Raw genomic sequence first — 24,149 nt, 5'->3', positions numbered from 1 at the left:
AGCCTGAATCATTTTATTTGACAGCTGCTTGTGAGTCTGCTAGACCTGTTTTGCCTATCTCGGATATTGTATGATAATGATTGACCGGTTTTTAAGATCTTTTTGATCATCAAGACTGGCAGCAAGGCGGCTGCATGATAAAAAAGCCATGCTAGAGGAGTATCCAGATGATTAGAAAGACCAGAGCTTTTAAACTAGCTATTTTGGCATTGTTTATCGCCTTTATTCTGATTCAAAATTTTGTTCCTTTGTTCGGCTATATTCCGATCGGGCCATTAAGCTTGACAACCATTCACATCACGGTCATTATTGCTGCAATCGTTCTAGGGCCCTTGCCTGGCGGCATTTTAGGTGCTGTCTGGGGACTGCTTTCGTTAATCCGCGCTTTCACTGCACCGACCAGTCCGGTTGAACCGCTGATTTTCACAAATCCCTTGATCGCAATTCTGCCAAGAATCCTGATTGCAGTTGCGGCTGCTTATTTATTTATTTTCTTGACCAAGATCCGGGTTAAAAAAGCCTTTGCCATGATGCTGGCTGGATTAGCAGGGGCCTTGACCAACACGGTGCTTGTTTTGGGCATGATTTATTTGTTTTACCGCACGCCGGAGGTCGCGAGTGCATATGGTGTGGCTAATCCTTCATTGATTGGCGGACTGTTGCTGACCGTCATCGGCACTAACGGCATCCCAGAAGCTATTTTAGCTGCCATCGTGACGCCAGTGATTGCATTGCCGCTTTATAACTATATTCGCAAGGCTGATTAAAGCCGTTTTAAAAGTAGGAGGACAGGATTGGCCGACGCTCTGATCAAAATAAAAGATTTATCATTCCACTACGCCCAGCAGCAGGACAACACGACCTTAGACCATCTCAGCCTGTCTATTCAAAAGGGCAGTTGGACCACAATTATTGGTCGAAACGGCAGCGGGAAGTCCACTTTAATCAAACTGTTAACTGGCTTATTAGAAAATCAATCACAAGATGCGATTAGGCTGTTTGGCCGGGTTTTGAGTGAGGATACTGTTGACGAGATACGTTCGCATATCGGCCTCGTTTTTCAAAACCCCGATAATCAGTTTGTCGGACCGACTGTCGCTGATGATGTTGCTTTTGGTTTGGAAAATTTAGGTTTAAGCCGTGACCATATGGAGCAAAGAGTCAAAGAGGCTTTAGAAAATGTGGGGATGCAGGATTTTTACGACTGGGAACCGGCGCGTTTATCCGGAGGACAAAAACAGCGTGTTGCTTTGGCCGGCGTGCTGGCTTTACAGTCTGACCTGATTATCTTAGATGAGGCAACCAGTATGATTGATCCAATAGGAAGACAGTCCTTGCTGGCTTTAGTCAAACAGCTTCAAAATCATTTTGGCATGACCATCCTGTCTGTGACACATGATATTGAAGAGACATTTTTGGCTGATCAAATTCTCGTAATGGATCATGGCAGCATCGCTTTACAAGGCAGGCCGTCGCAAATTCTAGTTCAAGATCAGGCTTTAGCTGGATTTGGTATTGAACTGCCGCTGAGCCGTATTGTCCAGCGTGACCTGCTGACATTATCGATTGCGTTGCCATCTGGCTATTTAAGCGAAGAGGAGTTGATAGATCAATTATGGCAATTGTATTCAAAGAAGTGAATTACAGCTATCAATCGAAAACGCCGAATGCTTTTCAGCTATTGAAAAATGTCAGTTTTCGTCTGACGGACGGCTCTTTTACAGCTTTGATCGGACAGACAGGAAGCGGTAAGACAACGCTTTTAAAACATATTAACGGTTTATTAAAGCCTAGCAGCGGCCAAGTACTAGTCGGCGATCAGGCTATTAATGCCAGAACATCGGAAAAAGATCTGGCTGATCTGAGAAAACGCGTGGGTTTTTTGTTTCAATTTCCGGAAACACAATTGTTTGCCCCGACTGTGCTGGAAGATGTTGCTTTTGGACCGGAAAACTTCGGCCAGACAAAGTCGTCGGCTGAGCAGACTGCTAAAGAAACGCTGAACATGCTTGGTTTTGATATGACGCTGGCCAATCAACCACCAATCAATTTGTCTGGCGGCCAGCAGCGTTTAGCGGCTTTGGCTGGTGTCTTGGCGACAGAACCGCAAATCCTGCTTTTAGATGAACCGACTGCAGGCCTGGATCCTTCGACAACAAAACGTGTGATGACATTATTTAAGAAACTGCAGCAGGATGAGCATTTAACGATTTTAATGGCAACGCATGACATGGATGCAGCAGCGGAATTCGCGGATCAAATTTTGCTGATGCAGCAGGGAAAATTAGTCAAGCAGGCATCTCCCAAGGACATGTTTCAGGAAAAAGGGCTTGTTTTTCAAAAAATTCTAGCCCTGCCGAAAGTGACCGCATTTGCAAGCAGATTCACCGCGAAAACAGGATATAAGAATCAGAAATTGCCCATTAGTGAAAAAGAACTGATTTCATTTTTGCAGCAAGCACTATCAGAAGAACCATTAGGAAAGGAAACAATGCCGAATGCCTGATTTTATTTTTGGCCAATTTATGCCTGGCAAATCTTTCATTCACGATCTCGATGCGCGAAATAAGCTGATTTCTGTCTTGCTAATAATTGCATCGAGCCTTCTTACGAAATCTTGCTTTTGGCTGCTTCTTTTTTTGTTTATTAGCCTGTTGTCGGTTAGATTAGCCAAACTAAATTTGGGCTTTTTCCTTCGCGGCATTCGTTTTTTTGTTTTTATGATTTTTTTAACGGCTGTTCTTCAGCTGTTTTTCAGCCCTGGCGGGCAAGTTATTTTTAGTTGGGGATTTTTGTACCTGACGCAGATGGGCCTTCAAACCGGCGTGATTTTCTTTCTCCGTTTTTTAACGGCGCTGGTTGCGATGACTGTGTTCTTATTGACAACCTCACCAATTGCCATTAGCGATACTTTGGCTTTTTTCCTGTCGCCCTTGAAAGTTTTCAAATTGCCAATCGATGATATCACACTGACCCTCTCGATTGCTTTGCGTTTCGTGCCGACAATGATTGCCACATTCTCCAGTATTTTGGATGCGCAAAAATCCAGAGGGGCAGTTTTCAATCGTGGATCTCTGCTGCATCGTATGAAAATGTATGTTCCTGTCATGGCACCACTATTTTTAAATAGTGTCAAACGTGCCGAAGACCTTGCGGCCGCGATGATTATGCGAGGTTACACAGATGGCCGGCATCGTACGCGTTTTCGCGTTATGCATTGGCGGCAGGTGGATACAGTTGTTATGGCTGCCTGGCTGCTGATAATTCTGCTGTTGTTTATTACACGCTAAAATAATGCTGTAAATTGTTTGAAATCCTTTTTTGCTAGAATGAATGATAATCGTATCTCACTTGATTTCGAGTTGGCCATGATTTGGGTAAAAGCACGCACAACTAGACAAGGGAAATTTAACTATGAAAATCTTCTTCGATGGATTTTATTTTTCCTGCTGATTTTTTTCTTAAACAATCTATTTTTACCAGCAAAATCTATACAAGCTGAATCTACAGGCAGCATAAGGCCGTCTGCGCCCTCTGCACCATTAGCACCGCAGACTCCAGCTCCGGGTCAGGCTGATTCATCGATTGACCAAAACACGCCGATCGTAAATCTCCTTCCGGATCCCGTTCTGCGAGATATTGTTGCCAAGAAAATTGGGAAACCGATTGAATTAATTACCGTGGCAGATTGTTTGCAGGCTGATATTACGATTACAACTGATCAGTTTCTGCAAATCACGAGCACGGCCGGGCTGGAATATTTTAGATCCATTCGTATTGAAGTATTAGCTGATAAAAATAATGAAACCTTATGGAACAACAAGCCTGCCTCATTTTCTTGGTCAAAATGGTTTGGTACGGCTAACGATTTCTAAAGCAAGACAACCTTAGTCTTGAGCCATGATTTACGACTCATTTTTCCCGATGGTCTACAATTTGCCTCACTAAAAGGATTTCATTCCGTTGAGATTGCCCCAGCAACTATTTGGCGTTCGCAGGCTGCTTTACATCTGAACCCAAACAACTATCGCCATTTTCAAATTTCGACCGCGAATTTGGGCATTCCCAGTCTGGATCAAAATTGGTCTTCCACTAGCCTTCTGACTGGATTTGCTAACCCGAGAATATCTTACACAGCTAAGCCCTCAGATGACGGCACTCAGATTGATTTTACTTTGAATAATCCAAATTCAGTATCTTATAAAGATTTGTCCGACCGGAACTACGCCTTTAGTGAATCGGGAAGCGGTTATCAGGGAGGCGTATCATTACCGATCAAAATTGATGGTTTCAGTGGGCCATTTAGTCTTCTATTTAATTTGTCTTTCGATAGTCAAGCCGCTGCAGCTGCGCCGGTGACAGTTCAATATGTCGACGATAAGGGCCGAAACATTTCTCAAAGCAGTTTGATTCAGGGACAGATTGGTGACAGTTATACGGCGGTTAGAAGAAATATTGATGGCTACTATTTACGTGAAGTCAAAGGACAGATGAGCGGTCAGTTGAGTCAGCAGGGACGGGTGGTTGTCTTTGTCTATGCAAAAATTAACAGCAGCACAGCTGCTAGTTCACAGCCGAATCCAGCTAAAAAGCAAAGTAGTTCTACCTCAACTTCTAAAAAAAGCCAATCTAGGTCAGCTGCAGCATCCTCGGCTTTACAGAGCTCGCAGTTATCTTTGGGTAATACAACCTCTGTCAGCTCGACCGCGCCAACTTTGTTGTTGACAAATCAGCATAAAAAAGGGCAATTATCAATTGTCGGACAAATATTTCAAACCATTTTAGAAACAGTTGCAGTGATGGTTGCTGTGTTTGCTGCTATTTATGTTCATACAAAAATCAAAAAAAGGCGGGAATAAACCGCTTATTGGATACTATTTGAAATTTCAGTCATAATGCCGCGAGCTAGTTTTTGCTTGTCTTGCAAGGGCAGGGTAATGGCTGTTTTTTTGTTTTGAAAAATTGTGACTTGATTTTGATCGCTGTTAAACCCAGACGCTGTACTTGAGACATCATTTGCGATAATCATATCAGCATGTTTTTTGACGAGCTTTTCTTGTGCATAAACAGCCAAATTCTGTGTTTCCGCCGCAAAACCGACAACGAATTGATGACCTGTTTTGTGCGAACCAGCATCGGCTAAGATATCGGGATTCTGCTGCAAAACAAGTGTTAGGTCATTTTTGCCTGTTTTTTTAATTTTTTCTTTGGCAGGATGAACAATTCGATAATCAGAAACAGCTGCGGCCGAAATGAAAATATCTTGTTGGGGGAACTGGTCTTGGACTGCTTGCAGCATCTCTTGGGCACTTTCTACCTTAATCAAAGATACTGAATAAGGCAGATGACGGATTTGAGTTGCAATCAGCGTGACTTTAGCACCAGCTTCAGCGGCCGCTTGTGCCAGCGCGTAGCCCATTTTGCCTGATGACCGGTTGCTGATATAACGGACCGGATCGATGGCTTCTCGTGTGCCGCCAGCAGTGATGAGGATATTTTTGCCATGCAGGGAGCCGTGTTCTGCCAAAAGACGCATTTGTGCTTGTTCTAAGATATCCTCGGGTTCGGGCAAACGACCTTTTGCTTCGTATCCTTCAGCCAAGAAACCATCAGCCGGATCGATGATGAGAATGCCATCTCTTTTCAGTTGTTGGATATTGCGGACCGTAGCAGGGTTATCCCACATCTGGTCGTTCATAGCCGGCGCGACGATTTTCTTAGCTTGACTGGCTAATATGATCGTTGAGGCTGTGTCGTCAGCGATGCCGTTAGCAATTTTGGCGATAATATCAGCACTGGCCGGGAGGACGAAAATATAATCGGCCCACTGTGCCCATTCGATATGCGGCACGCTGCCATCTTCTGCTTGAAAAATATCAGTGAGCACCGGAAAACGGCTTAATGTTGCAAAAGTCAGCGGACTAACAAATTTTTCTGCTGCAGCTGTCATAGACACGTGTACTTGAGCACCTTGTTTTATCAGCAATCTCAAAAAATAGGCAGATTTATAGGCTGCGACACTGCCGCTGACAATTAATAAAATATGTTTATTTTGGAACATTGGCTTTCCTTTATTGATCCTATTTTCAATTATACGCGGCTTAAAATAGCACTATTTTTGAAATGTAATCCGATCAATTTCATGATTCTGCTTTTTATGAATTATGGCATCAGTCTTGGATTTTTGAGGCTCAATATAAGTTTTAAGATTTTTCAGATTTGTCTGGATCCATGTTTTTTGAATCAAGGACATAATTTCTGTGACAGGTTTTTTTGAAAGGGTGTAGTAAAAACTTCCCGGAATTTGCCGATTTTCCCGGATAAAGGCCAAAGTCCGTTTTAAAAACCACTGATAAATGTCTTTTTCGTCAGCATCGATATAAATGGCATAATCAGCGTTCTTAAGCCGCAAGGCTGTCACGCCTTCTACGATTAAAATCTTAGGCCGCTTTACAATGACAGTCTGAGAAGCGTCAATATCGTTAATTTCCTGCCTGTACAAAGGGATTTCGATCTGGTCTTGTCCGGCACGCAGGTCGGTAATTTTAGTCGAAAGAGCCTGTAAATCGTAACTTTCTGGAAAACCTTTCTGATTGAAAATCCCACGTTCTTGTAAAACGCGATTTGGATAAATAAATGAATCGACTGACATAATCGACACAGTCAAACCTGGAAAACTTCTCTCTAATGATTGGGCCAATTGTTTGGAAATAGTCGATTTGCCGACCGATACGGAGCCGGTCAATGTCACCACAAAAAACTTTTCCCAATTTTTTTTGTATTTTCTTAGAATTGCGTCTGTTAATTGCTGCACCATTTAATTATGCAGCATATCGTCAGCACACTTGTGAATGAGAAGTGAAGCTTTATCGTATTTTTGAAATTTCTATCAAAATCTAATTTACTTTTATATGTGAATGATTTACTATCAAATAGTAAGTAAAAAGAACAGGAGTAAATTCTAATGGCAGAAGTAACAATTTTTGGAAAAGGCAATATGGGTAAAGCAATTGGCGGCAATTTTGCTGATGGCGGCAATGCAGTGACTTATCTGGGACACAGTGATCGACCGGAAACCTTGGGCGACATTGTCGTTTTGGCTGTCCCTTATGCCGCTTTGAAAGACATTGCCGAAAAGTATGTTGCACAACTGGTCGGTAAAATCGTCATTGATATTACAAATCCGGTGAATTTCGACACTTTTGATAGTTTGACAGTTCCGACTGATAGCTCAGCGGCACAGGAATTAGCCCAATTATTGCCTGATGCAAAAATTGTTAAGGGCTTCAATACGAATTTTGCTTCGACTTTGTTAAGCAAAAAAGTTGGGGATGCACAAACAACCACGGTGCTGCTGGCTTCTGATGATGATTCGGCTAAGGAAACGATTGCGCAGGCTTTGTCTGGCAGCAATTTGGCTATCGTTGATGCCGGTTCATTAAAGCGTGCTAAAGAGCTAGAGGAACTTGGTTTCTTCCAAATGACACTGGCCGCTTCTGAAAAGATCAGTTGGAATGGCGGATTTAGTTTACTTAAATAAATTTCTGATCAATATGTTTGAAAAACGGGTTTTCGCCCGTTTTTTGTTTGTTAAGCTGTTCATCAGGAAATATCATGGCAGAAAATATCGTAATTATTTCAATAACAAAATTGAGTTCCCAGCAAACGGTGGCGGCCCAACATTTGATCAGCAAAGTGCACGAGCACGATCAGACATTTCGCGATCCTTATTTAAGCAATCGTTTCAATTATTTTGCGGACATGCCGGCTTTCTTTTTGGCCTTGCATGGTCAAGAGCTAATTGGCCTGCTGACACTTTATGCTGACGAAGATCCTAGCGGCAGTGTTGATGTGACTTTGAATGTTGTGCCAGCTTGGCGGCGACAAGGCGTGGCCAAACAATTATGGCAGGCAGCACGGCTTGTTTTGCGACAATATGGTTATTATGAGGCCGATTTTTTGGCTGAGAAGACGTTTTTAAAGACCGCGCCAGATTTCTTAGCCAATACAGGGCTGGTTGCCGATCCTGTGAGCGAATTTCAGATGACATTAAAAGTTAACGGCCATCAGGAAAAAGATCCTGATCTTAATGTGACGGCGATGCAGGCAGCTGATATCCCAGCTCTTTTACCAGCCTATGTCGACGCTTTTCCAGATAGCAATAAAGAGGAGGCCAAGCACTATTTAACTGAAAATCTGCAAGCCGATGGCAGCTTCGGCTATGTCTGCCGTTATCAAGGCCAAATGATTGGTTACTGTGCCGTGGATTTTGGTGAGTATGATTATTTGTTTGGTCTATTCATTGCTAAGAACTATCGCGGTCGAGGACTAGGAAGCCGGTTTATTGTTCAATTAACACAACAACTTGCAGCTGTACGGCATCATTCTTTTAAGTTGGCCGTTGAAAGCGACAATCCAGCAGCACATCACGTCTACCGCAAAGCTGCTTTTAAAGACGAGGGCGAAATTTTTTATTTACAAGCTGAACAAGGCCCGTGGTATCTAGAAAAGTGATAATGATTTTTCCAATTGAGAAGCTGTTAATTCATTTATTTGATTGATATGCAAAAGTGGCGCGCGAATAGAAAGCCGCCGCCTCCAGTGCACTAATAATCATATTCAGAAAAGCGATGAAGAAGACTTGATGCCAAATGAGAGCCAGCAAGATTAAAGCAAGCGAGTTAACAATAACACTGGCCAGCAGAAATACTTTTGTGAATTTTGTCGGTTCTATGAAGAGACAAATAGGCTGGAAGATGTTTAGCAAGCTGCTCAAGACCGCCAGATAAGGGAAGAAACCAAAAAAAGTACCGCTGTACACTGCAACCCAATAAAAGAATAAATAGTTTCTGATAATCTGGCTAACAAGCATAAAAGTGATGCAAAAACTGACAACTGTTAGGAAAAGCTTGATAAAGAAAAGCAGTGATTTAAAAAATCGATTTGTTTCATCCATGGTTGTTCCTCCTCGCTAGTCACCCATCTAAAACTAACCCCATTTTAAACACAGTTTTCATAATAAAAATGAGAATCAGGTAACTTTTATAGAGACTTATGATCTTGTATGGCCTGCAAAAGCTGTGCAATGATGACGGCGTTTTCAGAATTTTGTGCGTGCTCTGGAGTCAGCAAATAGAGAGAGCGATGAAAATCTTCACCAATATCGACAAAGGGTGTGTCTGGAATCAAAGTGTCTTTTGAAATAATTGATTGCCCCAAGCCTTCTGCGAGTAAAGCCGCAATCATAGTATTGCTTTTGACACGGACAATTTGTTCCGGCACGATATTTTTAGCACGCAGGTATTGCTGGGTGTAGTGAAGGACACCGGATCCCTGTTCGCGAAGCAGCCAAATGGGGCTTTTCAAGTTACCTGCCAAGACTAATTGGTCCCGGGCGATTTCGTATCGGGAAACGCCATCTTGAATGCTGGGTTTTTCAATCAGCCCGAGATCTGCTTGATGTTCGGCCAGCATAGCTAAAATATCGTCGGAGTTATGCAGACTAATTTCCAGTTGCAACTGAGCAATATAGGGTATTAAGCCGCGGACAATTGTCGGCAGCAAAGTTGTCGCCGTTGTATGAGAAGCAGCAATTTTAAAGGGCCATTTTGTCTGCTGATGGTCGGCTATCGTGCTTTGTGCTGCCCGCCAGTCAGCTAAGATCTTAAGAGCTGTCGGATAAAAGCGTTTGGCATTTTCTGTTGCTTGAATTTCTGTGCGGCCTTTTCGGTCAAACAAAGTTGTATCTAATTGGGACTCAAGCCGACTGATACGTACGCTGATAGTTGGTTGTGATAGAAAAAGTTCCGCAGCAGCTTTGGAAAAATTTCGTGTTTCATATACCGCAATAAAACTTTCTAAGAGTTTGAACATGGTCACTTCCATTAAAATATTTAATAGTAAACATTATAAACATTTATTTTACAAATGAATATGTTCATGTTTAAATAACGCTATTGGAGCTTTTTATGAGAATTAAAAGAAACATGATCAACGGTATCTGCCTCACCTTAATTTTGTCTGTTGCGGCAAGATTTTTGGCACAATATTTGCCGAATTTGGGTGCTGAAGCGATTGCTATGCTGCTGGGCATTATCGTTGGCAACACGATTTTTACGGGATCAAAGTGGTCAGCTGGCGTGAAGTGGGCTGAAAAGTACCCAATTGAAATTGGTATTGCTTTGATGGGATTGACCGTTACTTTGCGGACAATTGCTTCCTTGAGAATCCAAGGCGTTATTTTTATTGTGCTGCAGATGACAGCCACGATTTTGTTTGTCATGTGGATCGGGCAACGCTTAATCAAAGTACCAAGCAAATCAGCTATGCTGATGGCTAGCGGAAACGCTGTCTGTGGATCAAGTGCGATTGCCTCGGTTGCTCCAGCCATTGGCGCCAATGATGACCAAAGACGTACAGCGGTGGCCACAGTATCCTTGAGCGGGGTCGTTTTACTATTTGCTTTGCCAGTACTGGGTCCGGTTCTGTTCGGCCAGCAAAATTTGCTGATTTCAGCTTTGATTGGCGGGACAGTCCAGTCTGTCGGGCAAGTTGTTGGAACTGCAGCCTTGGTGAATCCGACTGTTGTGACTTTTGCGACATTATTTAAGATGCTGCGCGTGATTCTGCTGTCAGTGGTTGTGTTCGTGTTTGCTCGAATTGCGGCAAAAAAGGATCAGGGCCAGGGCGAAGAAGAGACAGCTGTTCGCGCAGTTAAAAAAGTGTCTGTGCCTTGGTTTGTGATGACTTTTATCGTTTTTGTCCTAATCAATTCTTTTTTGTCTTTGCCGAATTTTGTGAATGACAGTGCAAAAACCGTTTCAAGTTTCTTCGGTGTTGTCAATTTAGCGGGTATCGGTTTGAATTTGAAATGGCAGACAATCAAAGCCTCCGGACAGAAATATTTGGCCTATGGCCTATTGACCTTGATTTTTCAAGCACTTTGTGCGATTCTGCTAATTCAGCTGCTTTTGGCTTGACTATTTTGATATTTTTTGTTGCTCGAGCTGCTAATAAAAGTGCATAATTTTTTTATTAGGGGAAATGATGCTGTTTTTGTTGCTGTTTGCCATTGTTGTATTGGGCCTTTGCTGCCTGCCTGCCTTTAGAGCAGGTTTGAAGGCTCGACGGATTCATGTAGGGCTGGTTGTTTTTGCAAGCTTAATCCTGCTTGCGTTTAGTTTTTCTGCATTTTCGGGTGGTCATTCCGATAAAGCTGTGCATAGACACGCACAGACAGCGTTTCGCCAAGAAGCTGATCCATCTGAGACGACCGTTTCCTCCACTGCATCCTCTTCATCTCAGGCGAGTAAACAAGCGTCATCACAGGCGGCCTCCAGCACTAGCTCGGTTGTTAGCGTTGTCAAAGATGAAAACCATGATTTTCAAGGTTTTGTCCAAAAACCCTTGCCTTTTCGTCATCAGAAACAACTACAACTGGCTAGTTTGGACGCTTTAGGGCGTGCACGCGATTCGCATATTCAATTACGCAATAGTGATGAACCGGCCGTGAAAAGAGAACCATATTTAAATTATGATCCTGCGGGCTGGCATAATTATCGTTTCTTCTATAGAAGTAGCGACGGCCAGACGAAAATGGCTTGGCTGATGAATCGCGGTCATTTAGTTGGCTATCAATTTTCCGGTCTTAACGATGAGGGACGAAATTTAGTGGCGGAGACCGCCTGGCTGAATACTGGCAATTATGTTGGTACTGATGTCGAAAATACTGACTCAATGCTTTTTTATGAAGAGGGTCTGGATAATTGGTTGTCTCTTCATCCTGATTATTATTTAGATTACCAAGTGACGCCGCTTTATCAGGGCAGTGAACTGGTGCCTCGACAGGTTCGCTTGGCTTATGTCGGTATTGATAGTCAGGGAAGAACGCTGCCTATTATATTGGATGCAGCAAAAGAGCAGGAGGGCAATGGCGATGCTAGGATTGTGTATCTCAACAATCAAAGCCCGAACGCCAAACTGGATTATCAAAGCGGGCAGGCAGTCAATACGGTGCCCAACGGCCGCTCTCAAGCCGCTGCGATCTCTTCTTCTAAACCAGCTGCCAGCCCAAATACCTCTGCCGATCCACATCAGCGAATTGTTTATGTGACAGGGGATGGCCGGTCGCCAGTCTATTGGTATAGCGAGGATGCCATGCCCAGCAATACGAATAAATCGCGTGTCATCCAAATGACGGAACAGCAGGCTTTGGATCAGCACAAAAGGCATTCCAAGACAGAGCCCTGATTGAGAACAAATAAAAACCCGTAAGAAGTGAAGGGACAGTTTTAGAACTGATTCTTACGGGTCAAGCATTAAATTGAATTGAAACTGTAAGTGTTTGTTCGACAAATTAGCAAGCGCTTACAAAGCTATATTAGCACAATGCATGAGTAGCTGCTGTCAATTAGGAAAGGTTGTTGTGCTGGAGCCGGTGCAGGCGTTCTACCAAAGCAGGCTGGGCATATCGTTCAATGATACTTGGGTATTTCAAAATCCAGGAATCCTGACTGAAGTCCGGGTAGAAAGCATCCGCGGTCTTTGGGCCTATTGGATGCGACATAAAGTAGTCATTTAAATGATAATAGGCAATCAGCTTATTCTCATCTTGGTCATCATAAATGATCCTGCCTTGATTACTAATTATTTTTGCATCCATGCTATTATATTAGAATAAATACGAACAAATGTTCGATCTTAAAGGCAATATCTGAAAACTTTTTAATTCATGGACACTTTTATTAATCGCGACCTCGTGTGTTAAAATAATTCGATATATTTTTGGAGGTGCGCATGAATTTAAAAATTATTGCAAGCGACATGGATGGCACTTTTTTAAGTGACGATAAAAATTACGATATTGACCGTTTCTGCGAACAATTGGATGAAATGCAGAAACGTGATATTAAATTTGTTGCGGCTTCTGGAAATAAATTTTCTCATCTTCGGTCGATTTTCCAACCGATTTTAGAGCGCGGTTACCAGATTAATTATGTTTCTTCCAACGGCGCTGCTTCATACGATCAAGATACCCTTGTGCACGCGGCTTTTCTATCTGATGACCAGATTCAGAAGGTCATTACTTGGAATGCTGAAAATCCGGATTCCGAAGGCAATTTTGTTATTTTGACCGGGCTATACCGATCATATGTGTCCAACCACGCGACCCCTGAATTGATTAAGACGATTTCCGAATGGTACCACGATATCAAACAGATTGATAAATTGATGGAGGCGGGTGAGAAGATCCTCGAGGTCACATTTTTATGGCAAAATGCTGACGTGGTCAAACAGGTTCGTCGACTGCGACAGGTTTTTGGCGATGAGGTTCATTCGACTGGATCAGGTTTTGGCAATGTGGATGTTTTGGCAGCCAATACAAATAAAGCCACCGGACTCAGATATTTGCAGCAGCGCTGGGGTGTATCTGATGACCAAGTGGTGGCTTTTGGCGATAATGAAAATGATTTGGAAATGCTGAAAAATTATCCTGCTGGTTATTTGATGACCAATGCGGATCCGTCCATGCATCGCAAAATTAATTTGAAGACTGATCTAGACAACAATCACGATGGTGTTTTGGACATGATTGACAAACTGCTCTTGGCTAATTGATTCAAAGGCTCATCTGTGCTGTCAAGAACAAAATAGATAGAAACATCATAGTGAGATATATGGATAAATGATATTTAGCTTTCAGTTTTAAATTAATAAATATAGCCCAAGTGAGCAGTAACACCAGGAGATTTAAGAAAAACCAAACGTTGACAGCTTCCGTGAGCGTATAAATAATTAAGGCTAGGCCGATCAGCATTGACAAAACGCTTTTAAATAAGCCTTTAGGGATGAAAATCGGTGTTAAGAAGAAGGCGAAAGTCATACTGAGCGGAATCAAAGAGTACAGAAATGCACGATTAACGTGACCATTTTGCAAACAGAAGATAGCTGTTGGGACGGCCGCTCCGGCCATAAAGGAAAAAGCGAGCATACCATACACAGACTTCAGATTAAAAGCATGAATCTGCAGCAGCAACAGGAAAGCTGAAATGAGAAGCAGCAGTTCGGAAATATGAGAATCCAATCGATTCCCTATGAAAAGGATTGGCAGACCCGATAAAATAGTCAACACTACACCAGAGAACCTAAAGCTGTTTTGACTAAAGCTGGCAAAAAATGCCAGTGCAATCAGTACTGTATAAAAGAGCAAAAGCCAGGTAGTACCATTTTTTACAAACAGCTGACTAACATTCTGATTAATATCGGAATAGTGCCACCAAGCTGTATTAAAAGCCAATAAAGTCATTAACAAAGGGAATATTCGGCCCTTGAAGCGGCTGTTTCTCACAGATGCTGAAATCATCGAACTGCTTGCGGCTGCATCTGTATGGGCTAAATTCTTTTTCAAATTTTTTGAATCCATCATTAGCAATTATAAATGAAATTCGCTACACTTTAATTAACATTAACAGTTAAACCTATTTTGAGTGCAGCTAGGGATACCACCCGATAATCTGCCGGCAACCTGCTCTGGTAAGGTGCCCCTGTGGTAAACGATAGGGTCTAGACAGGCCCTGCGGTCTGTTTTTGTTGGAAAGAGAATTTTAATAATGAGAAAATTTTTTACTAGCGAGTCCGTTGCTGTTGGGCATCCGGATAAAGTTGCCGACCAAATCGCCGATGCGATTTTAGACGAAGTTCTAAAACAAGATCCAATGGCGAGAAGCGCGATTGAAGTCACGGTTTCGACAGGCAATGTGTCGATTTTTGGAGAACTATCGACCACAGCTTATGTCAATGTCCGCGAAATTGCGACTCAGACGATCAAAAATATTGGTTACGTCGAACCAAAACTTGGTTTCACCTATGATTCGGTCAACATCTCCAATCAAATCGTAGAACAATCAAAAGAAATTTCCAAAGCTGTTAGTCAGGCAGATGATGACCCGGATCAGCTCGGCGCAGGTGACCAGGGGATTATTTATGGTTATGCCGATAATGAGACTAGCGATTATATTCCGTTAGCCCTGCAGTTATCACATAAATTGATGAAGCAATTAAAAATTGTTCGTCAAAAGGGCGGTTCTGCCAGTTATCTGCGTCCTGATGGAAAAGGAGAGGTGTCCGTCGAATATGGGGATGATGGCAAACCGAAACGCATTTCTGCGGTTGTTTTATCGGCTCAGCATATCGAAGGAATCGAGCTTGAAGATTTACGTGCACGGATCACAGAAGATGTGATTGCACCGGTTCTGCCCACTGAACTGGTTGATGAAAATACTAAATTCTTTATTAATCCGGCTGGGCTGTGGTCTTTGGGCGGCCCTCAAGCTGATTCTGGCTTGACCGGACGTAAAATTATTGTCGATACTTATGGTGGTGCTGCACATCATGGCGGCGGTGCTTTTTCTGGTAAAGATGCTACTAAAGTGGACCGTTCTGGTGCTTATTATGCCCGCTACGTTGCTAAAAACTTGGTTGCAGCCGGTTTGGCGGAACAATTGGAAATTCAGGTTGGTTATGCAATTGGTGTTGCTCAACCGGTCTCGATTAATCTTGATACCTTCGGCACTGAAAAAGTGCCATTGGATCAAATTTACGCAATTATTGATCAGTTATTTGATTTTCGGCCGCTAGCTATTATTAACCAGCTTGATCTGCGCCGGCCGATTTATTTGCAGACAGCAACATTTGGCCACTTTGGGCGTTCAGATCTTGATTTGCCATGGGAAAAATTGGATCAGGTTGATAAAATCAAGGCTTTGATTGAAAAGTAAGTTATAATGAAAAGCAATTAGCAGTATTAGATTTGAAAGCATTACAGGGAGCAGACGGTTATTGCGAGTCTGCATGTTCGAAAATCGAACTCGGCTGAGGGTAGACTAATTAAAATATTGAGTGCGCGTCAGCGAATTCAGGTGGTACCGCGGAAAATCCGTCCTGTGATTATTTACAGGCGGATTTTTTGTTTGGCATCCAAGAAATGAGAGGAATTTATGAGCTACGATCACAAAGCCATTGAAAAAAAGTGGCAAAACTATTGGGATGAGCATAAGACCTTCAAAACGGCTCCGGAAAGTTCCGGCAAGAAAAAATATTATGTTATGAACATGTTCCCGTATCCTTCTGGACAGGGGCTGCATGTTGGCCATCCGGAATCTTATACAGCAACAGACATTATGGCACGTTTTAAACGGATGCTGGGCTTTAACGTGCTTCAGCCAATGGGCTGGGACGCTTTTGGCCTGCCAGCTGAACAATATGCGATCAAGACTGGGCACAATCCGGCTGATTTTACGAATGAAAATATCAAACACTTCAAGACACAGATTAAATCTCTGGGTTTTTCATATGATTGGGATCGTGAAATCAATACCACTGATCCTGAATACTATAAATGGACTCAATGGATCTTTGAACAGCTTTATAAAAAGGGCCTAGCCTACGAAGACAAAGTCATGGTCAATTGGGCGCCTGATTTTCCAGGAGGCGGCAGTGTTGTCGCTAACGAGGAAGTCATTGACGGCAAGACGGAGCGTGGCGGCTATCCTGTCTACCGTGTGCCTATGCGTCAGTGGGTCTTAAGAATTACCAAATATGCTGACCGGCTTCTTAGCGATTTAGACGATTTGGACTGGCCCGAAGCGATTAAAGAACAGCAGCGTAATTGGATTGGCAAGTCGGTTGGTGCTTCAGTCTTTTTTGCAGTTGATGGCAATAAAAACGCACAAGTCGAAGTTTACACGACTCGACCCGATACGCTTTTCGGTGCTACTTATATGGTTCTAGCTCCCGAGCACCCGCTGGTTGCACAAATTACGACTGACGGGCAAAAAGACGCAGTGGCTGCATACCAGGCTAAGATTGCCTCTAAGTCCGATTTGGAACGAACCGATTTATCCAAAGAAAAGACTGGTGTCTTCACGGGCGCCTATGGGATTAACCCGATTAACGGAGAAAAATTACCAATTTGGATTGCTGATTATGTGCTTTCTAGTTATGGTACGGGTGCCATCATGGCTGTGCCGGCACACGATACGCGTGATTATGATTTTGCTAAAAAGTTTCATCTGCCGATTAAAGCGGTCATTGCTGGCGGTGATATTGAAAAAGAAGCTTATACAGGGGATGGCCTGCATGTCAATTCTGGCTTTTTAGATGGTTTGGACAAAAAAAGTGCGATTGCTAAAGCGATCGATTGGCTGCAGGAGAATAAAGTCGGTCATCAACAGGTGAATTACAAACTACGCGATTGGATTTTTTCGCGTCAGCGCTATTGGGGCGAGCCTATTCCTGTGATTCATTGGGAAGACGGCACTCAGACCTTAGTCCCCGAAGATCAGCTGCCTTTGCGTCTGCCGCATCTAAATCAAGAACAAATGAAACCATCCGGCAATGGCGAATCACCCTTGGCAAACGATACGGAATGGCTGAAAGTAACGCGGGAAGACGGTGTCGTCGGACGCCGCGAGACCAATACGATGCCGCAATGGGCCGGTTCCTCATGGTATTTCTTGCGTTATATTGATCCGCATAATGCACAGGTACTCGCGGATCCAGCGAAATTGAAGTATTGGATGAATGTTGATCTTTACGTCGGTGGTGCTGAGCATGCCGTTTTGCATCTGCTTTACGCACGTTTTTGGCATAAATTCTTATATGATATCGGTGTCGTCCCTACTAAAGAACCATTCCAAAAATTAGTCAATCAGGGCATGATTCTTGGCGAAAATCATGAAAAAATGTCCAAATCCAAGGGCAATGTGGTTAATCCTGATGATATTGTGGCTGAATATGGTGCCGATGCACTACGTGTCTATGAGATGTTCATGGGGCCGCTGACTCAATCCAAGCCCTGGAATACCGATAGTCTGGCGGGTATTCGTCGATATCTGGATCGTGTTTGGCGTATTTTCACAAATGACGGAGAGGGTATTAATCCGGCAATTGTTGATGAAAATGATGGCAAACTGGACAAAATCTATAACCAAACAGTTAAAAAAGTGACTGATGATTATTCGGCTATGCATTTTAATACCGCAATTTCGCAAATGATGGTCTTTATCAACGAATGTTTTAAAGATGATCAGCTGCCTAAAAAATATATGGATGCCTTTTTACAACTGCTTAATCCAGTCGCACCGCACCTAACTGAAGAGCTGTGGCAGCGGATGGGTCACCAGGAAACGATTACTTATGCTGCTTGGCCGACTTATGATGCCTCGGCTTTGGCTGAGGAACAAATTGAAATGGCTGTGCAGATTAATGGGCATGTTAGATCTAAAATTACGAGCCCAGTCAAAATTTCATCGCAGGATTTAGCTGAATTAGCTCGAGCAGACGCGGAAGTTAAAAAACAATTAGCAGGCAAACAGGTTGTTAAAGTGATTGCGATTCCCGGAAAAATTATTAATATTGTCGTGAAATAAGTTAGACAATCCAAAGGTTCTCAGTGAGAATCTTTTTTATTTGTAATATTGTCATATTTAAGCGGTTACATTTGCGTTTTTTGGGCTTTTTTGGTCAAAAAACGCCTACGAAAAGTACGTATTTTTTGTTAGAAAAGCTGACATATTACTTGATTTTCGACTTTTGCTGCGCATATAATGACGCAATTTTATTTTCACTGTCATGGTGAAACTAGAAGCGGAGGAGAGATTATTAATGGCAAAAAAGAAGAAAATGTCGACTGGTGCTAAAGTCGGGATTACAGCCGTAGTTGCGGTTGTTGTCATTGGCGGTGTCGTTTATGGGGTGACACGCAATGGCAAGTCAGCGACAGGAACGAACGTTATTAACGAATATCTTGGTGCCGATATGACGACACAGGATTTGTCGCAGATGACTGATAGTTATGCTTTTGAAGTCGCTGGAAACGCACAAGAAGGATTACTATCACGTAATCCTGACGGCAGTCCTAAAGCCGGCTTGGCCAAGACTTGGTCGCATTCTAAAGATGGTTTGACTTGGACATTCCATTTGCGTCCGGGCTTGAAGTGGTCAAACGGGGATTCGCTGACTGCACGTGATTTCGTCTATGCTTGGCGTCGTACGGTTAGCCCGAAGACGGCAAGCCAGTATGCTTATATCTATTCTGGTATCAAGAATGCCGATGCGATTAATTCTGGTAAAGATAAGAACTTGAATTCTTTGGGTATTACAGCTAAGGGTGCTACAACGCTGGTTGTTACTTTGGAACACCCAATGCCCCAGTTTGAAAACTTGATGGCCTTCCCAGTGTTCTTTGCTCAGGATCAGAAATTCGAAGCGCCTTTGGGCAAGAAAGTCGGAACTAGTTCGGCTCGACAGGTTTATAGCGGCCCATATCGTTTTGTTGGTTGGAATGGTTCTAACAAGAGCTTCAAGCTGGTTCCAAACAAGAACTATTGGAATGCTAAAGCTGTTAAAAATGATGGTGTCAACTATCGTGTTATTACCGATCCGACAGCTTCCTTGGCTCTTTATAACAAGGGTTCGCTAGATTCGGTTACTTTGAGCACACCAGAACAGATCAGAAAGTACAAGAATTCTAAGGCACTGCAGGTTATCCCGCAATCTGGTTTGAACTATATCGAATACAACCAGACTGGCAGAGTAAAAGCATTGACTAACTTGAAGATTCGTCAGGCCTTGAATTTGGCGACAGACCGCAGTGGTATTGCTAATTCTATTTCTGAAGGTTTGGATACAGCTGCAACTGGTGTTACACCAGCAGGGCTGGCACGTACCGATACAGGTGCAGACTTTGCTAAGACAGCTGCTAAGGGTACTAACTATACCTACAACGTTGCTAGAGCTAAGAGATTATTTGCTCAAGGCATGAAAGAATTAGGTTTGACAAGCGTTACTCTGACAATTGAGGCTACCTCTGATTCTGCAGTCGCAAAGCCAAGCTTGGATACCATTCAGCAGTCATGGCAGCAATTGCCAGGTTTGACTGTCAAAGAAAAGCTTGTGCCGTTTAAGCAGCGTCTGCAAGACCAGACAAACCACAACTTTGATGTTATGCTGGCTGCTTGGTATGCTGACTATGCTGAAGCACAGACCTTCTTGAATCTGTTTGTTACAGGCGGACCAAACAATGATGGCGGCTGGACAAATAAGCAGTTCGATCAGACGATTACCAATGCATCTGCTAAATATGCTTTGAATAACAAGAAGCGGATTGCAAACGAAGTCGAGTCTGAAAAGATTCTGTATGATCAAGCTGCTGTCAACCCTGTTTACTGGGTCAACTCAGCTCAGCTTCACAACCCGAAGGTTAAGGGTATTCACTTCTTCTCTTCGGGCGCCAGCTACTACTACATGGACGCTCATCGGACAAAGTAAAAAATTTCTCAATCCTTGTTATATCGGCGTTTGTTCTATTAAATTGTTAAATCTTGACAATTCGCGACTTGATTTTTTAGAAAATTAGCGCATATAATAATTCAATTTTATTTTCACTTTTAAGGGGAGATAAAATTCTAAAAGGGAGAGAGTAAATTTAATGGCAAAAAAGAAAAAATGGTCAACAGGTAAGAAAGCTGCTGTCACTGCAGTTGTTGCCGTTGTTGTCATTGGCGGCGTCGTTTACGGCGTTACGCGTAATGGCAATTCAGCAACAAGTACAAATACTTTAAACGAGTATCTGCCAACTGATATGACGACGCAGGATTTGTCTCAGATGACAGATCAGTACGCGTTTGAAGTCGCTGGTAACGTACAGCAGGGTCTGCTTTCAAGAAAAGCTAATGGCGCGCCTGCAGCAGGTTTGGCAAAAACCTGGTCGCACTCAAAAGACGGCTTGACTTGGACTTTCAATCTGCGCAAGGGTCTGAAGTGGTCCAACGGTGATCCGCTGACAGCATCCGACTTTGTATACGGATGGCGCCGCACGGTAAGTCCTAAGACGGCTAGCCAGTACGCATATATTTATTCCGGTATCAAGAATGCCGATGCGATCAATTCCGGCAAGAACAAGAATTTGAATTCATTAGGCATTAAAGCTGAAAATAGTACCACCTTGGTTGTGACGTTGGAGCATCCAATGCCTCAGTTTGAAAACTTAATGGCCTTTCCAGTGTTCTTCGCCCAAGACAAAAAGTTCGTTGCACCATTAGGCAAAAAAGTTGGTACGAGTTCTGCTCGGCAAGTCTACAGCGGCCCTTATACCTTCGTTGGCTGGAATGGTTCTAACAAACGTTTCAAGTTAGTTCCAAACAAGAATTATTGGAATGCCAAAGCAGTTAAAAATGACGGCGTTGACTTCAGAGTTATCATGGATCCAACGGCCTCACTGGCGCTTTATAACAAGGGCCAGCTTGATCAGACAACGCTTGGTACACCTGAACAGATTAAGAAGTATCGGAATGCTAAGGACTTTAAGATTCAGAACGATTCCCGGACTGATTACATTGAATATAACCAGACTGGTACTGTTCGTGCATTGACTAACTTGAAGATTCGTCAGGCTTTGAACTTGGCTACTGATCGCCGTTCAATTTCTCAAGCGATTTCCGAAGGTTTGGATACAGCTGCTACTGGTATGACACCAGCAGGCTTGGCATTAACTGATACGAATAGTGATTTCGCCAAGGCAGCTGCTAAGTCAACTTCATACACTTACAATATTGCAAGGGCACGTCGCCTGTTTGCCCAAGGTATGAAAGAGCTTGGCATGTCAAAACTCACGTTGACTGTTGAAGCATCGGCTGATTCCTCGACTACCAAGCCGACTGTTGATACAATTCAACAATCATGGCAGCAACTGCCAGGTTTGACAGTTAAAGAAAAGTTTGTGCCTTTCAAGCAGCGTCTGCAGGATGCGATTAATCAAAACTTCGATGTTCTTTTGACAGCATGGGGTGCTGATTATGCTGAACCGCAAACCTTCTTGAATATGTTCGTGACCGATGGCCCGAATAACGATGGCAAGTGGACTAACAAAGCTTATGACCAGACGATTCAAAATGCATCTGTCAAGTTTGCTTTGAACAACAAGAGTCGTATTTCAAACGAGATCAAATCAGAAAAGATTCTGTATGATCAAGCAGCTGTCAACCCTGTTGATTGGATGAACGCGGCTACGCTTTCTAAATCTAATGTGAAGGGTGTTCAGTACTTCTCATCTGGCGCACCATATTATTTCTGGAATGCAAGCAAGACTAAGTAACATTGTTTTTGAGAAAACCCTTTTGGGTTTTCTCCTACATATTGAATTGAAAAAGGGCGAAGGTATGGCAAGATACATCTTAAAGAGAATAGCAATGATGGTGGTAACCGTGTTTGTGGTTACGGCTCTGACGTTTATCATGATGCGGTGGATGCCAGGTTCCCCCTTTAATAATCCGAAGCTCTCAGCTTCTCAAATTGCCGCTTTAAGCAGGCAATATGGATTGGATAAACCAGTTCTGGTTCAGTTTTGGCAGTATCTAGTGAATGCACTGCATTTCGACTTTGGTACTTCTTACATTAATACAGGGCAAAGTGTTTCTCTCATGATTGGCCAACGGCTGCCGGTTTCAATGCAGTTAGGCTTTCAGGCTCTGATCGTTGGTGTTCCGCTAGGAATGTATGTTGGTACATGGCAGGCCATGAGGAAAAACACTGCTACAGATTATAGCCTTAGTGTAGTAACGCTGATTTTCACGGCATTGCCTGATTTCCTGCTTGCTATGCTGCTGATGGTCTTCTTCGCAATTGATTTTCCTATTTTCCCGATTACCGGCTGGGATTCATGGATGTCCAGTGTATTGCCGACTCTCGCGCTCGGCATGGGCGTGATTGCCTTTGTTGCTCGTTTTACACGATCTCAAACGCTAGAGACTCTGGACTCAGATCAGATCCAATTGGCTTATGCCAAGGGACTTAATGAGGGACAGGTAATTTTGAAGCACGCCGTCCGAAATTCTTTGATTCCGGTATTAACGTTATTAGGTCCATTAACAGCCGGTCTGTTAACGGGCTCCGCCTTGATTGAGACGATTTATTCTATTCCTGGAATTGGAAATCAGTTTGTGGCTTCGATTTCTTCAAAGGATTATCCGGTGATTATGGGCACTACGATCGTTTATACGGTAATGCTTCAGGTAATGATTTTAATTGGTGATATTGCGACTGCGATTGCCGACCCGAGAATTCGTTTTGGAGGAAATAGATAATGGCTGAGGAAAACTTCCAAGTCGTCGGTATCGAAGCTGGTGCTGATAATGAAAAAATTGAAAAACCATCATTGACCTTCTGGCAGGATGCATGGCGTCGTTTAAAAAAGAACAAGGCAGCCATTATCTCGATGTGGTTCTTGATTGTGATCTCTGTTTTTACGATTATTATGATTCCGTTTTTGAGTCAGAATCAGGCCAATCGTTTTAACCCTAATGAAATTTCAATTTATAAAAATTTGCCGCCTAAGTCTGGTTTGCCGATTCCTGGCTGGCAGGGGAAACATGGTTCAGATGACCCTTATGAGGATCAAAATGTTCCCGCAGGGCGTAACTTTATTCTAGGAACCGACCAGACTGGCCGCTCTATTGCAAAAAGAGTTATTGTCGGTATGCGTATTTCTCTAACAATCGCCTTGGTTTCGTCTTTGGGAGACTTGATCATTGGTGTCAGCTATGGTGTCTATTCAGCCTGGAAGGGCGGATGGATAGACCTTGTCTTGCAGCGTATCATTGAAATTTTGAGTTCTGTGCCTTTTATTGTCATTGTCACCCTGTTTACGTTGTTGCTGGGTGCCGGCATTTGGTCGGTTATTATTTCTTTGATTTTAAGTGGCTGGATCAATATGGCGCGTCAGATCCGTGCCCAGACCCTATCAGTCAAAGAGCAGGATTATGTTTTGGCCGCAACTGTTTTGGGTGAAAGACCTCTCAAAATTGCTTTAAAACATATTATTCCGAATATCAGTTCAACGATCATCGTGCAGTTAATGATGACGATTCCCCAGTCTATTACTTCTGAAGCGATTCTATCCGCTTTGGGTCTTGGTGTTCAACCGCCAACGTCTTCTTTGGGTTCCATGATTAATGATGCTCGAGATCAATTGCAGTACTATCCCTATCTTATTTTTATTCCCGGCACCGTATTAGTATTAATTTCCTTAGCTTTCTACCTATTTGGTGATGGTTTAAGAGACGCTTTTGATCCTAAAAGCAGTGAGGATTGAT

Annotated in this window: 23 protein-coding genes; 17 read left to right on the top strand and 6 right to left on the bottom strand. The window is 43.0% G+C overall.

What is annotated here, in order from left to right; all coding sequences use genetic code 11:
- Nucleotides 1–167 precede the first annotated feature (167 nt).
- The 6 genes from OKIT_RS07860 to OKIT_RS07835 are packed head-to-tail and all read left to right on the top strand — an operon-like array spanning nucleotide 168 to nucleotide 4,859.
- Entirely contained in the window at nucleotides 168–767 is a 600-nt protein-coding gene (locus OKIT_RS07860) for an ECF transporter S component (RefSeq protein WP_007746732.1), read from the top strand.
- A gap of 27 nt (nucleotides 768–794) precedes the next feature.
- Complete coding sequence (locus OKIT_RS07855; RefSeq protein ID WP_007746731.1) at nucleotides 795–1,640, top strand: energy-coupling factor transporter ATPase; 846 nt, start codon at nucleotides 795–797, stop codon at nucleotides 1,638–1,640.
- A complete protein-coding gene (locus OKIT_RS07850) occupies nucleotides 1,616–2,506 on the top strand; it encodes an ATP-binding cassette domain-containing protein (RefSeq protein WP_007746730.1) in 891 nt (296 codons plus the stop codon). Before OKIT_RS07855 ends, OKIT_RS07850 begins: the two co-directional genes overlap by 25 nt.
- Nucleotides 2,499–3,290 carry an energy-coupling factor transporter transmembrane component T family protein gene (locus tag OKIT_RS07845; protein WP_007746729.1) on the top strand — a complete coding sequence of 264 codons (792 nt, stop codon included), beginning with the start codon at nucleotides 2,499–2,501 and terminating at the stop codon, nucleotides 3,288–3,290. The genes OKIT_RS07850 and OKIT_RS07845 overlap by 8 nt, the downstream gene beginning before the upstream one ends.
- 39 nt (nucleotides 3,291–3,329) lie before the next feature.
- A complete protein-coding gene (locus tag OKIT_RS07840; RefSeq protein WP_007746721.1) occupies nucleotides 3,330–3,875 on the top strand; it encodes a hypothetical protein in 546 nt (181 codons plus the stop codon).
- 18 nt (nucleotides 3,876–3,893) lie between these two features.
- On the top strand, nucleotides 3,894–4,859 hold the full coding sequence (locus tag OKIT_RS07835; protein WP_007746719.1) for a MucBP domain-containing protein: 966 nt from the start codon (nucleotides 3,894–3,896) through the stop codon (nucleotides 4,857–4,859).
- Between the two features lie 5 nt (nucleotides 4,860–4,864).
- Here the strand turns inward: OKIT_RS07835 and coaBC are convergent, their stop codons facing one another.
- Together coaBC and OKIT_RS07825 are read right to left on the bottom strand one after the other, a co-directional pair.
- Nucleotides 4,865–6,061 carry a bifunctional phosphopantothenoylcysteine decarboxylase/phosphopantothenate--cysteine ligase CoaBC gene (gene coaBC / locus OKIT_RS07830; protein ID WP_007746717.1) on the bottom strand — a complete coding sequence of 399 codons (1,197 nt, stop codon included), beginning with the start codon at nucleotides 6,059–6,061 and terminating at the stop codon, nucleotides 4,865–4,867.
- A 51-nt stretch (nucleotides 6,062–6,112) separates the two neighbouring features.
- Nucleotides 6,113–6,817 carry a type I pantothenate kinase gene (locus tag OKIT_RS07825; protein ID WP_007746715.1) on the bottom strand — a complete coding sequence of 235 codons (705 nt, stop codon included), beginning with the start codon at nucleotides 6,815–6,817 and terminating at the stop codon, nucleotides 6,113–6,115.
- A 147-nt stretch (nucleotides 6,818–6,964) separates the two neighbouring features.
- Between OKIT_RS07825 and OKIT_RS07820 the strand changes: the two genes are divergently transcribed.
- The gene (locus OKIT_RS07820; protein WP_007746713.1) at nucleotides 6,965–7,540 is read left to right on the top strand and encodes an NADPH-dependent F420 reductase; all 576 of its coding nucleotides are present in this window, start codon (nucleotides 6,965–6,967) and stop codon (nucleotides 7,538–7,540) included.
- Between the two features lie 74 nt (nucleotides 7,541–7,614).
- Complete coding sequence (locus tag OKIT_RS07815; RefSeq protein ID WP_007746711.1) at nucleotides 7,615–8,514, top strand: GNAT family N-acetyltransferase; 900 nt, start codon at nucleotides 7,615–7,617, stop codon at nucleotides 8,512–8,514.
- 31 nt (nucleotides 8,515–8,545) lie between these two features.
- Here the strand turns inward: OKIT_RS07815 and OKIT_RS07810 are convergent, their stop codons facing one another.
- Together OKIT_RS07810 and OKIT_RS07805 are read right to left on the bottom strand one after the other, a co-directional pair.
- The gene (locus OKIT_RS07810; RefSeq protein ID WP_007746710.1) at nucleotides 8,546–8,956 is read right to left on the bottom strand and encodes a hypothetical protein; all 411 of its coding nucleotides are present in this window, start codon (nucleotides 8,954–8,956) and stop codon (nucleotides 8,546–8,548) included.
- 86 nt (nucleotides 8,957–9,042) lie between these two features.
- Nucleotides 9,043–9,873, bottom strand: coding sequence for a LysR substrate-binding domain-containing protein (locus tag OKIT_RS07805; protein WP_007746709.1), 831 nt, complete (start codon nucleotides 9,871–9,873; stop codon nucleotides 9,043–9,045).
- Nucleotides 9,874–9,968: 95 nt separating this feature from the next.
- Here OKIT_RS07805 and OKIT_RS07800 point away from each other — a divergent pair, with 95 nt between their 5' ends.
- Both OKIT_RS07800 and OKIT_RS07795 read left to right on the top strand, forming a co-directional pair.
- Nucleotides 9,969–10,979 (top strand): YeiH family protein, encoded by a 1,011-nt coding sequence (locus OKIT_RS07800; RefSeq protein ID WP_007746708.1) that lies wholly within the window; start codon nucleotides 9,969–9,971, stop codon nucleotides 10,977–10,979.
- Nucleotides 10,980–11,043: 64 nt separating this feature from the next.
- On the top strand, nucleotides 11,044–12,249 hold the full coding sequence (locus OKIT_RS07795) for a DNA/RNA non-specific endonuclease (protein WP_241778128.1): 1,206 nt from the start codon (nucleotides 11,044–11,046) through the stop codon (nucleotides 12,247–12,249).
- Nucleotides 12,250–12,409: 160 nt separating this feature from the next.
- Here the strand turns inward: OKIT_RS07795 and OKIT_RS07790 are convergent, their stop codons facing one another.
- Nucleotides 12,410–12,661 (bottom strand): hypothetical protein, encoded by a 252-nt coding sequence (locus OKIT_RS07790; RefSeq protein ID WP_007746704.1) that lies wholly within the window; start codon nucleotides 12,659–12,661, stop codon nucleotides 12,410–12,412.
- 134 nt (nucleotides 12,662–12,795) lie between these two features.
- On the opposite strand from OKIT_RS07790, the gene OKIT_RS07785 reads away from it, so the two are divergent.
- On the top strand, nucleotides 12,796–13,617 hold the full coding sequence (locus OKIT_RS07785) for an HAD-IIB family hydrolase (protein ID WP_007746702.1): 822 nt from the start codon (nucleotides 12,796–12,798) through the stop codon (nucleotides 13,615–13,617).
- Between the two features lies 1 nt (nucleotide 13,618).
- On the opposite strand, the gene OKIT_RS07780 is transcribed toward OKIT_RS07785, so the two are convergent.
- Complete coding sequence (locus OKIT_RS07780; RefSeq protein ID WP_036593544.1) at nucleotides 13,619–14,422, bottom strand: hypothetical protein; 804 nt, start codon at nucleotides 14,420–14,422, stop codon at nucleotides 13,619–13,621.
- 187 nt (nucleotides 14,423–14,609) lie between these two features.
- Here OKIT_RS07780 and metK point away from each other — a divergent pair, with 187 nt between their 5' ends.
- The 6 genes from metK (at nucleotide 14,610) to OKIT_RS07750 (ending at nucleotide 24,148) form a co-directional block, all read left to right on the top strand.
- Entirely contained in the window at nucleotides 14,610–15,776 is a 1,167-nt protein-coding gene (gene metK, locus OKIT_RS07775) for a methionine adenosyltransferase (RefSeq protein WP_007746695.1), read from the top strand.
- 219 nt (nucleotides 15,777–15,995) lie between these two features.
- The gene (leuS, locus tag OKIT_RS07770) at nucleotides 15,996–18,428 is read left to right on the top strand and encodes a leucine--tRNA ligase (RefSeq protein ID WP_007746693.1); all 2,433 of its coding nucleotides are present in this window, start codon (nucleotides 15,996–15,998) and stop codon (nucleotides 18,426–18,428) included.
- A 235-nt stretch (nucleotides 18,429–18,663) separates the two neighbouring features.
- Complete coding sequence (locus OKIT_RS07765) at nucleotides 18,664–20,328, top strand: peptide ABC transporter substrate-binding protein (RefSeq protein WP_007746691.1); 1,665 nt, start codon at nucleotides 18,664–18,666, stop codon at nucleotides 20,326–20,328.
- A gap of 160 nt (nucleotides 20,329–20,488) precedes the next feature.
- Complete coding sequence (locus tag OKIT_RS07760; RefSeq protein WP_007746688.1) at nucleotides 20,489–22,153, top strand: peptide ABC transporter substrate-binding protein; 1,665 nt, start codon at nucleotides 20,489–20,491, stop codon at nucleotides 22,151–22,153.
- A 64-nt stretch (nucleotides 22,154–22,217) separates the two neighbouring features.
- A complete protein-coding gene (locus OKIT_RS07755; RefSeq protein WP_028291695.1) occupies nucleotides 22,218–23,141 on the top strand; it encodes an ABC transporter permease in 924 nt (307 codons plus the stop codon).
- Nucleotides 23,141–24,148 carry an ABC transporter permease gene (locus OKIT_RS07750; RefSeq protein ID WP_007746681.1) on the top strand — a complete coding sequence of 336 codons (1,008 nt, stop codon included), beginning with the start codon at nucleotides 23,141–23,143 and terminating at the stop codon, nucleotides 24,146–24,148. The genes OKIT_RS07755 and OKIT_RS07750 overlap by 1 nt, the downstream gene beginning before the upstream one ends.
- The last annotated feature ends 1 nt before the right edge of the window (nucleotide 24,149 follow it).

Origin of the sequence: Oenococcus kitaharae DSM 17330, from assembly GCF_000241055.1 — a bacterium.
In the GTDB taxonomy this organism is placed as follows: Bacteria; Bacillota; Bacilli; order Lactobacillales; family Lactobacillaceae; genus Oenococcus; species Oenococcus kitaharae.
The sequence above is the reverse complement of the archived record's forward strand: the minus strand, read 5'-3'. Positions and strand labels throughout refer to the sequence as shown.

What these genes read in the sequence shown, in the direction of transcription:
- OKIT_RS07785 (WP_007746702.1), top strand. Translation starts at nt 12,796, where the DNA reads ATGAATTTAAAAATTATTGCAAGCGACATGGATGGCACTTTTTTAAGT.
- OKIT_RS07860 (WP_007746732.1), top strand. Translation starts at nt 168, where the DNA reads ATGATTAGAAAGACCAGAGCTTTTAAACTAGCTATTTTGGCATTGTTT.
- OKIT_RS07850 (WP_007746730.1), top strand. Translation starts at nt 1,616, where the DNA reads ATGGCAATTGTATTCAAAGAAGTGAATTACAGCTATCAATCGAAAACG.
- OKIT_RS07815 (WP_007746711.1), top strand. Translation starts at nt 7,615, where the DNA reads ATGGCAGAAAATATCGTAATTATTTCAATAACAAAATTGAGTTCCCAG.
- OKIT_RS07820 (WP_007746713.1), top strand. Translation starts at nt 6,965, where the DNA reads ATGGCAGAAGTAACAATTTTTGGAAAAGGCAATATGGGTAAAGCAATT.
- OKIT_RS07805 (WP_007746709.1), bottom strand. Translation starts at nt 9,873, where the DNA reads ATGTTCAAACTCTTAGAAAGTTTTATTGCGGTATATGAAACACGAAAT.
- OKIT_RS07760 (WP_007746688.1), top strand. Translation starts at nt 20,489, where the DNA reads ATGGCAAAAAAGAAAAAATGGTCAACAGGTAAGAAAGCTGCTGTCACT.
- OKIT_RS07765 (WP_007746691.1), top strand. Translation starts at nt 18,664, where the DNA reads ATGGCAAAAAAGAAGAAAATGTCGACTGGTGCTAAAGTCGGGATTACA.
- OKIT_RS07795 (WP_241778128.1), top strand. Translation starts at nt 11,044, where the DNA reads ATGATGCTGTTTTTGTTGCTGTTTGCCATTGTTGTATTGGGCCTTTGC.
- OKIT_RS07840 (WP_007746721.1), top strand. Translation starts at nt 3,330, where the DNA reads ATGAATGATAATCGTATCTCACTTGATTTCGAGTTGGCCATGATTTGG.
- OKIT_RS07750 (WP_007746681.1), top strand. Translation starts at nt 23,141, where the DNA reads ATGGCTGAGGAAAACTTCCAAGTCGTCGGTATCGAAGCTGGTGCTGAT.
- OKIT_RS07825 (WP_007746715.1), bottom strand. Translation starts at nt 6,817, where the DNA reads ATGGTGCAGCAATTAACAGACGCAATTCTAAGAAAATACAAAAAAAAT.
- OKIT_RS07810 (WP_007746710.1), bottom strand. Translation starts at nt 8,956, where the DNA reads ATGGATGAAACAAATCGATTTTTTAAATCACTGCTTTTCTTTATCAAG.
- coaBC (WP_007746717.1), bottom strand. Translation starts at nt 6,061, where the DNA reads ATGTTCCAAAATAAACATATTTTATTAATTGTCAGCGGCAGTGTCGCA.
- metK (WP_007746695.1), top strand. Translation starts at nt 14,610, where the DNA reads ATGAGAAAATTTTTTACTAGCGAGTCCGTTGCTGTTGGGCATCCGGAT.
- OKIT_RS07800 (WP_007746708.1), top strand. Translation starts at nt 9,969, where the DNA reads ATGAGAATTAAAAGAAACATGATCAACGGTATCTGCCTCACCTTAATT.
- OKIT_RS07845 (WP_007746729.1), top strand. Translation starts at nt 2,499, where the DNA reads ATGCCTGATTTTATTTTTGGCCAATTTATGCCTGGCAAATCTTTCATT.
- OKIT_RS07790 (WP_007746704.1), bottom strand. Translation starts at nt 12,661, where the DNA reads ATGGATGCAAAAATAATTAGTAATCAAGGCAGGATCATTTATGATGAC.
- OKIT_RS07755 (WP_028291695.1), top strand. Translation starts at nt 22,218, where the DNA reads ATGGCAAGATACATCTTAAAGAGAATAGCAATGATGGTGGTAACCGTG.
- OKIT_RS07780 (WP_036593544.1), bottom strand. Translation starts at nt 14,422, where the DNA reads ATGGATTCAAAAAATTTGAAAAAGAATTTAGCCCATACAGATGCAGCC.
- leuS (WP_007746693.1), top strand. Translation starts at nt 15,996, where the DNA reads ATGAGCTACGATCACAAAGCCATTGAAAAAAAGTGGCAAAACTATTGG.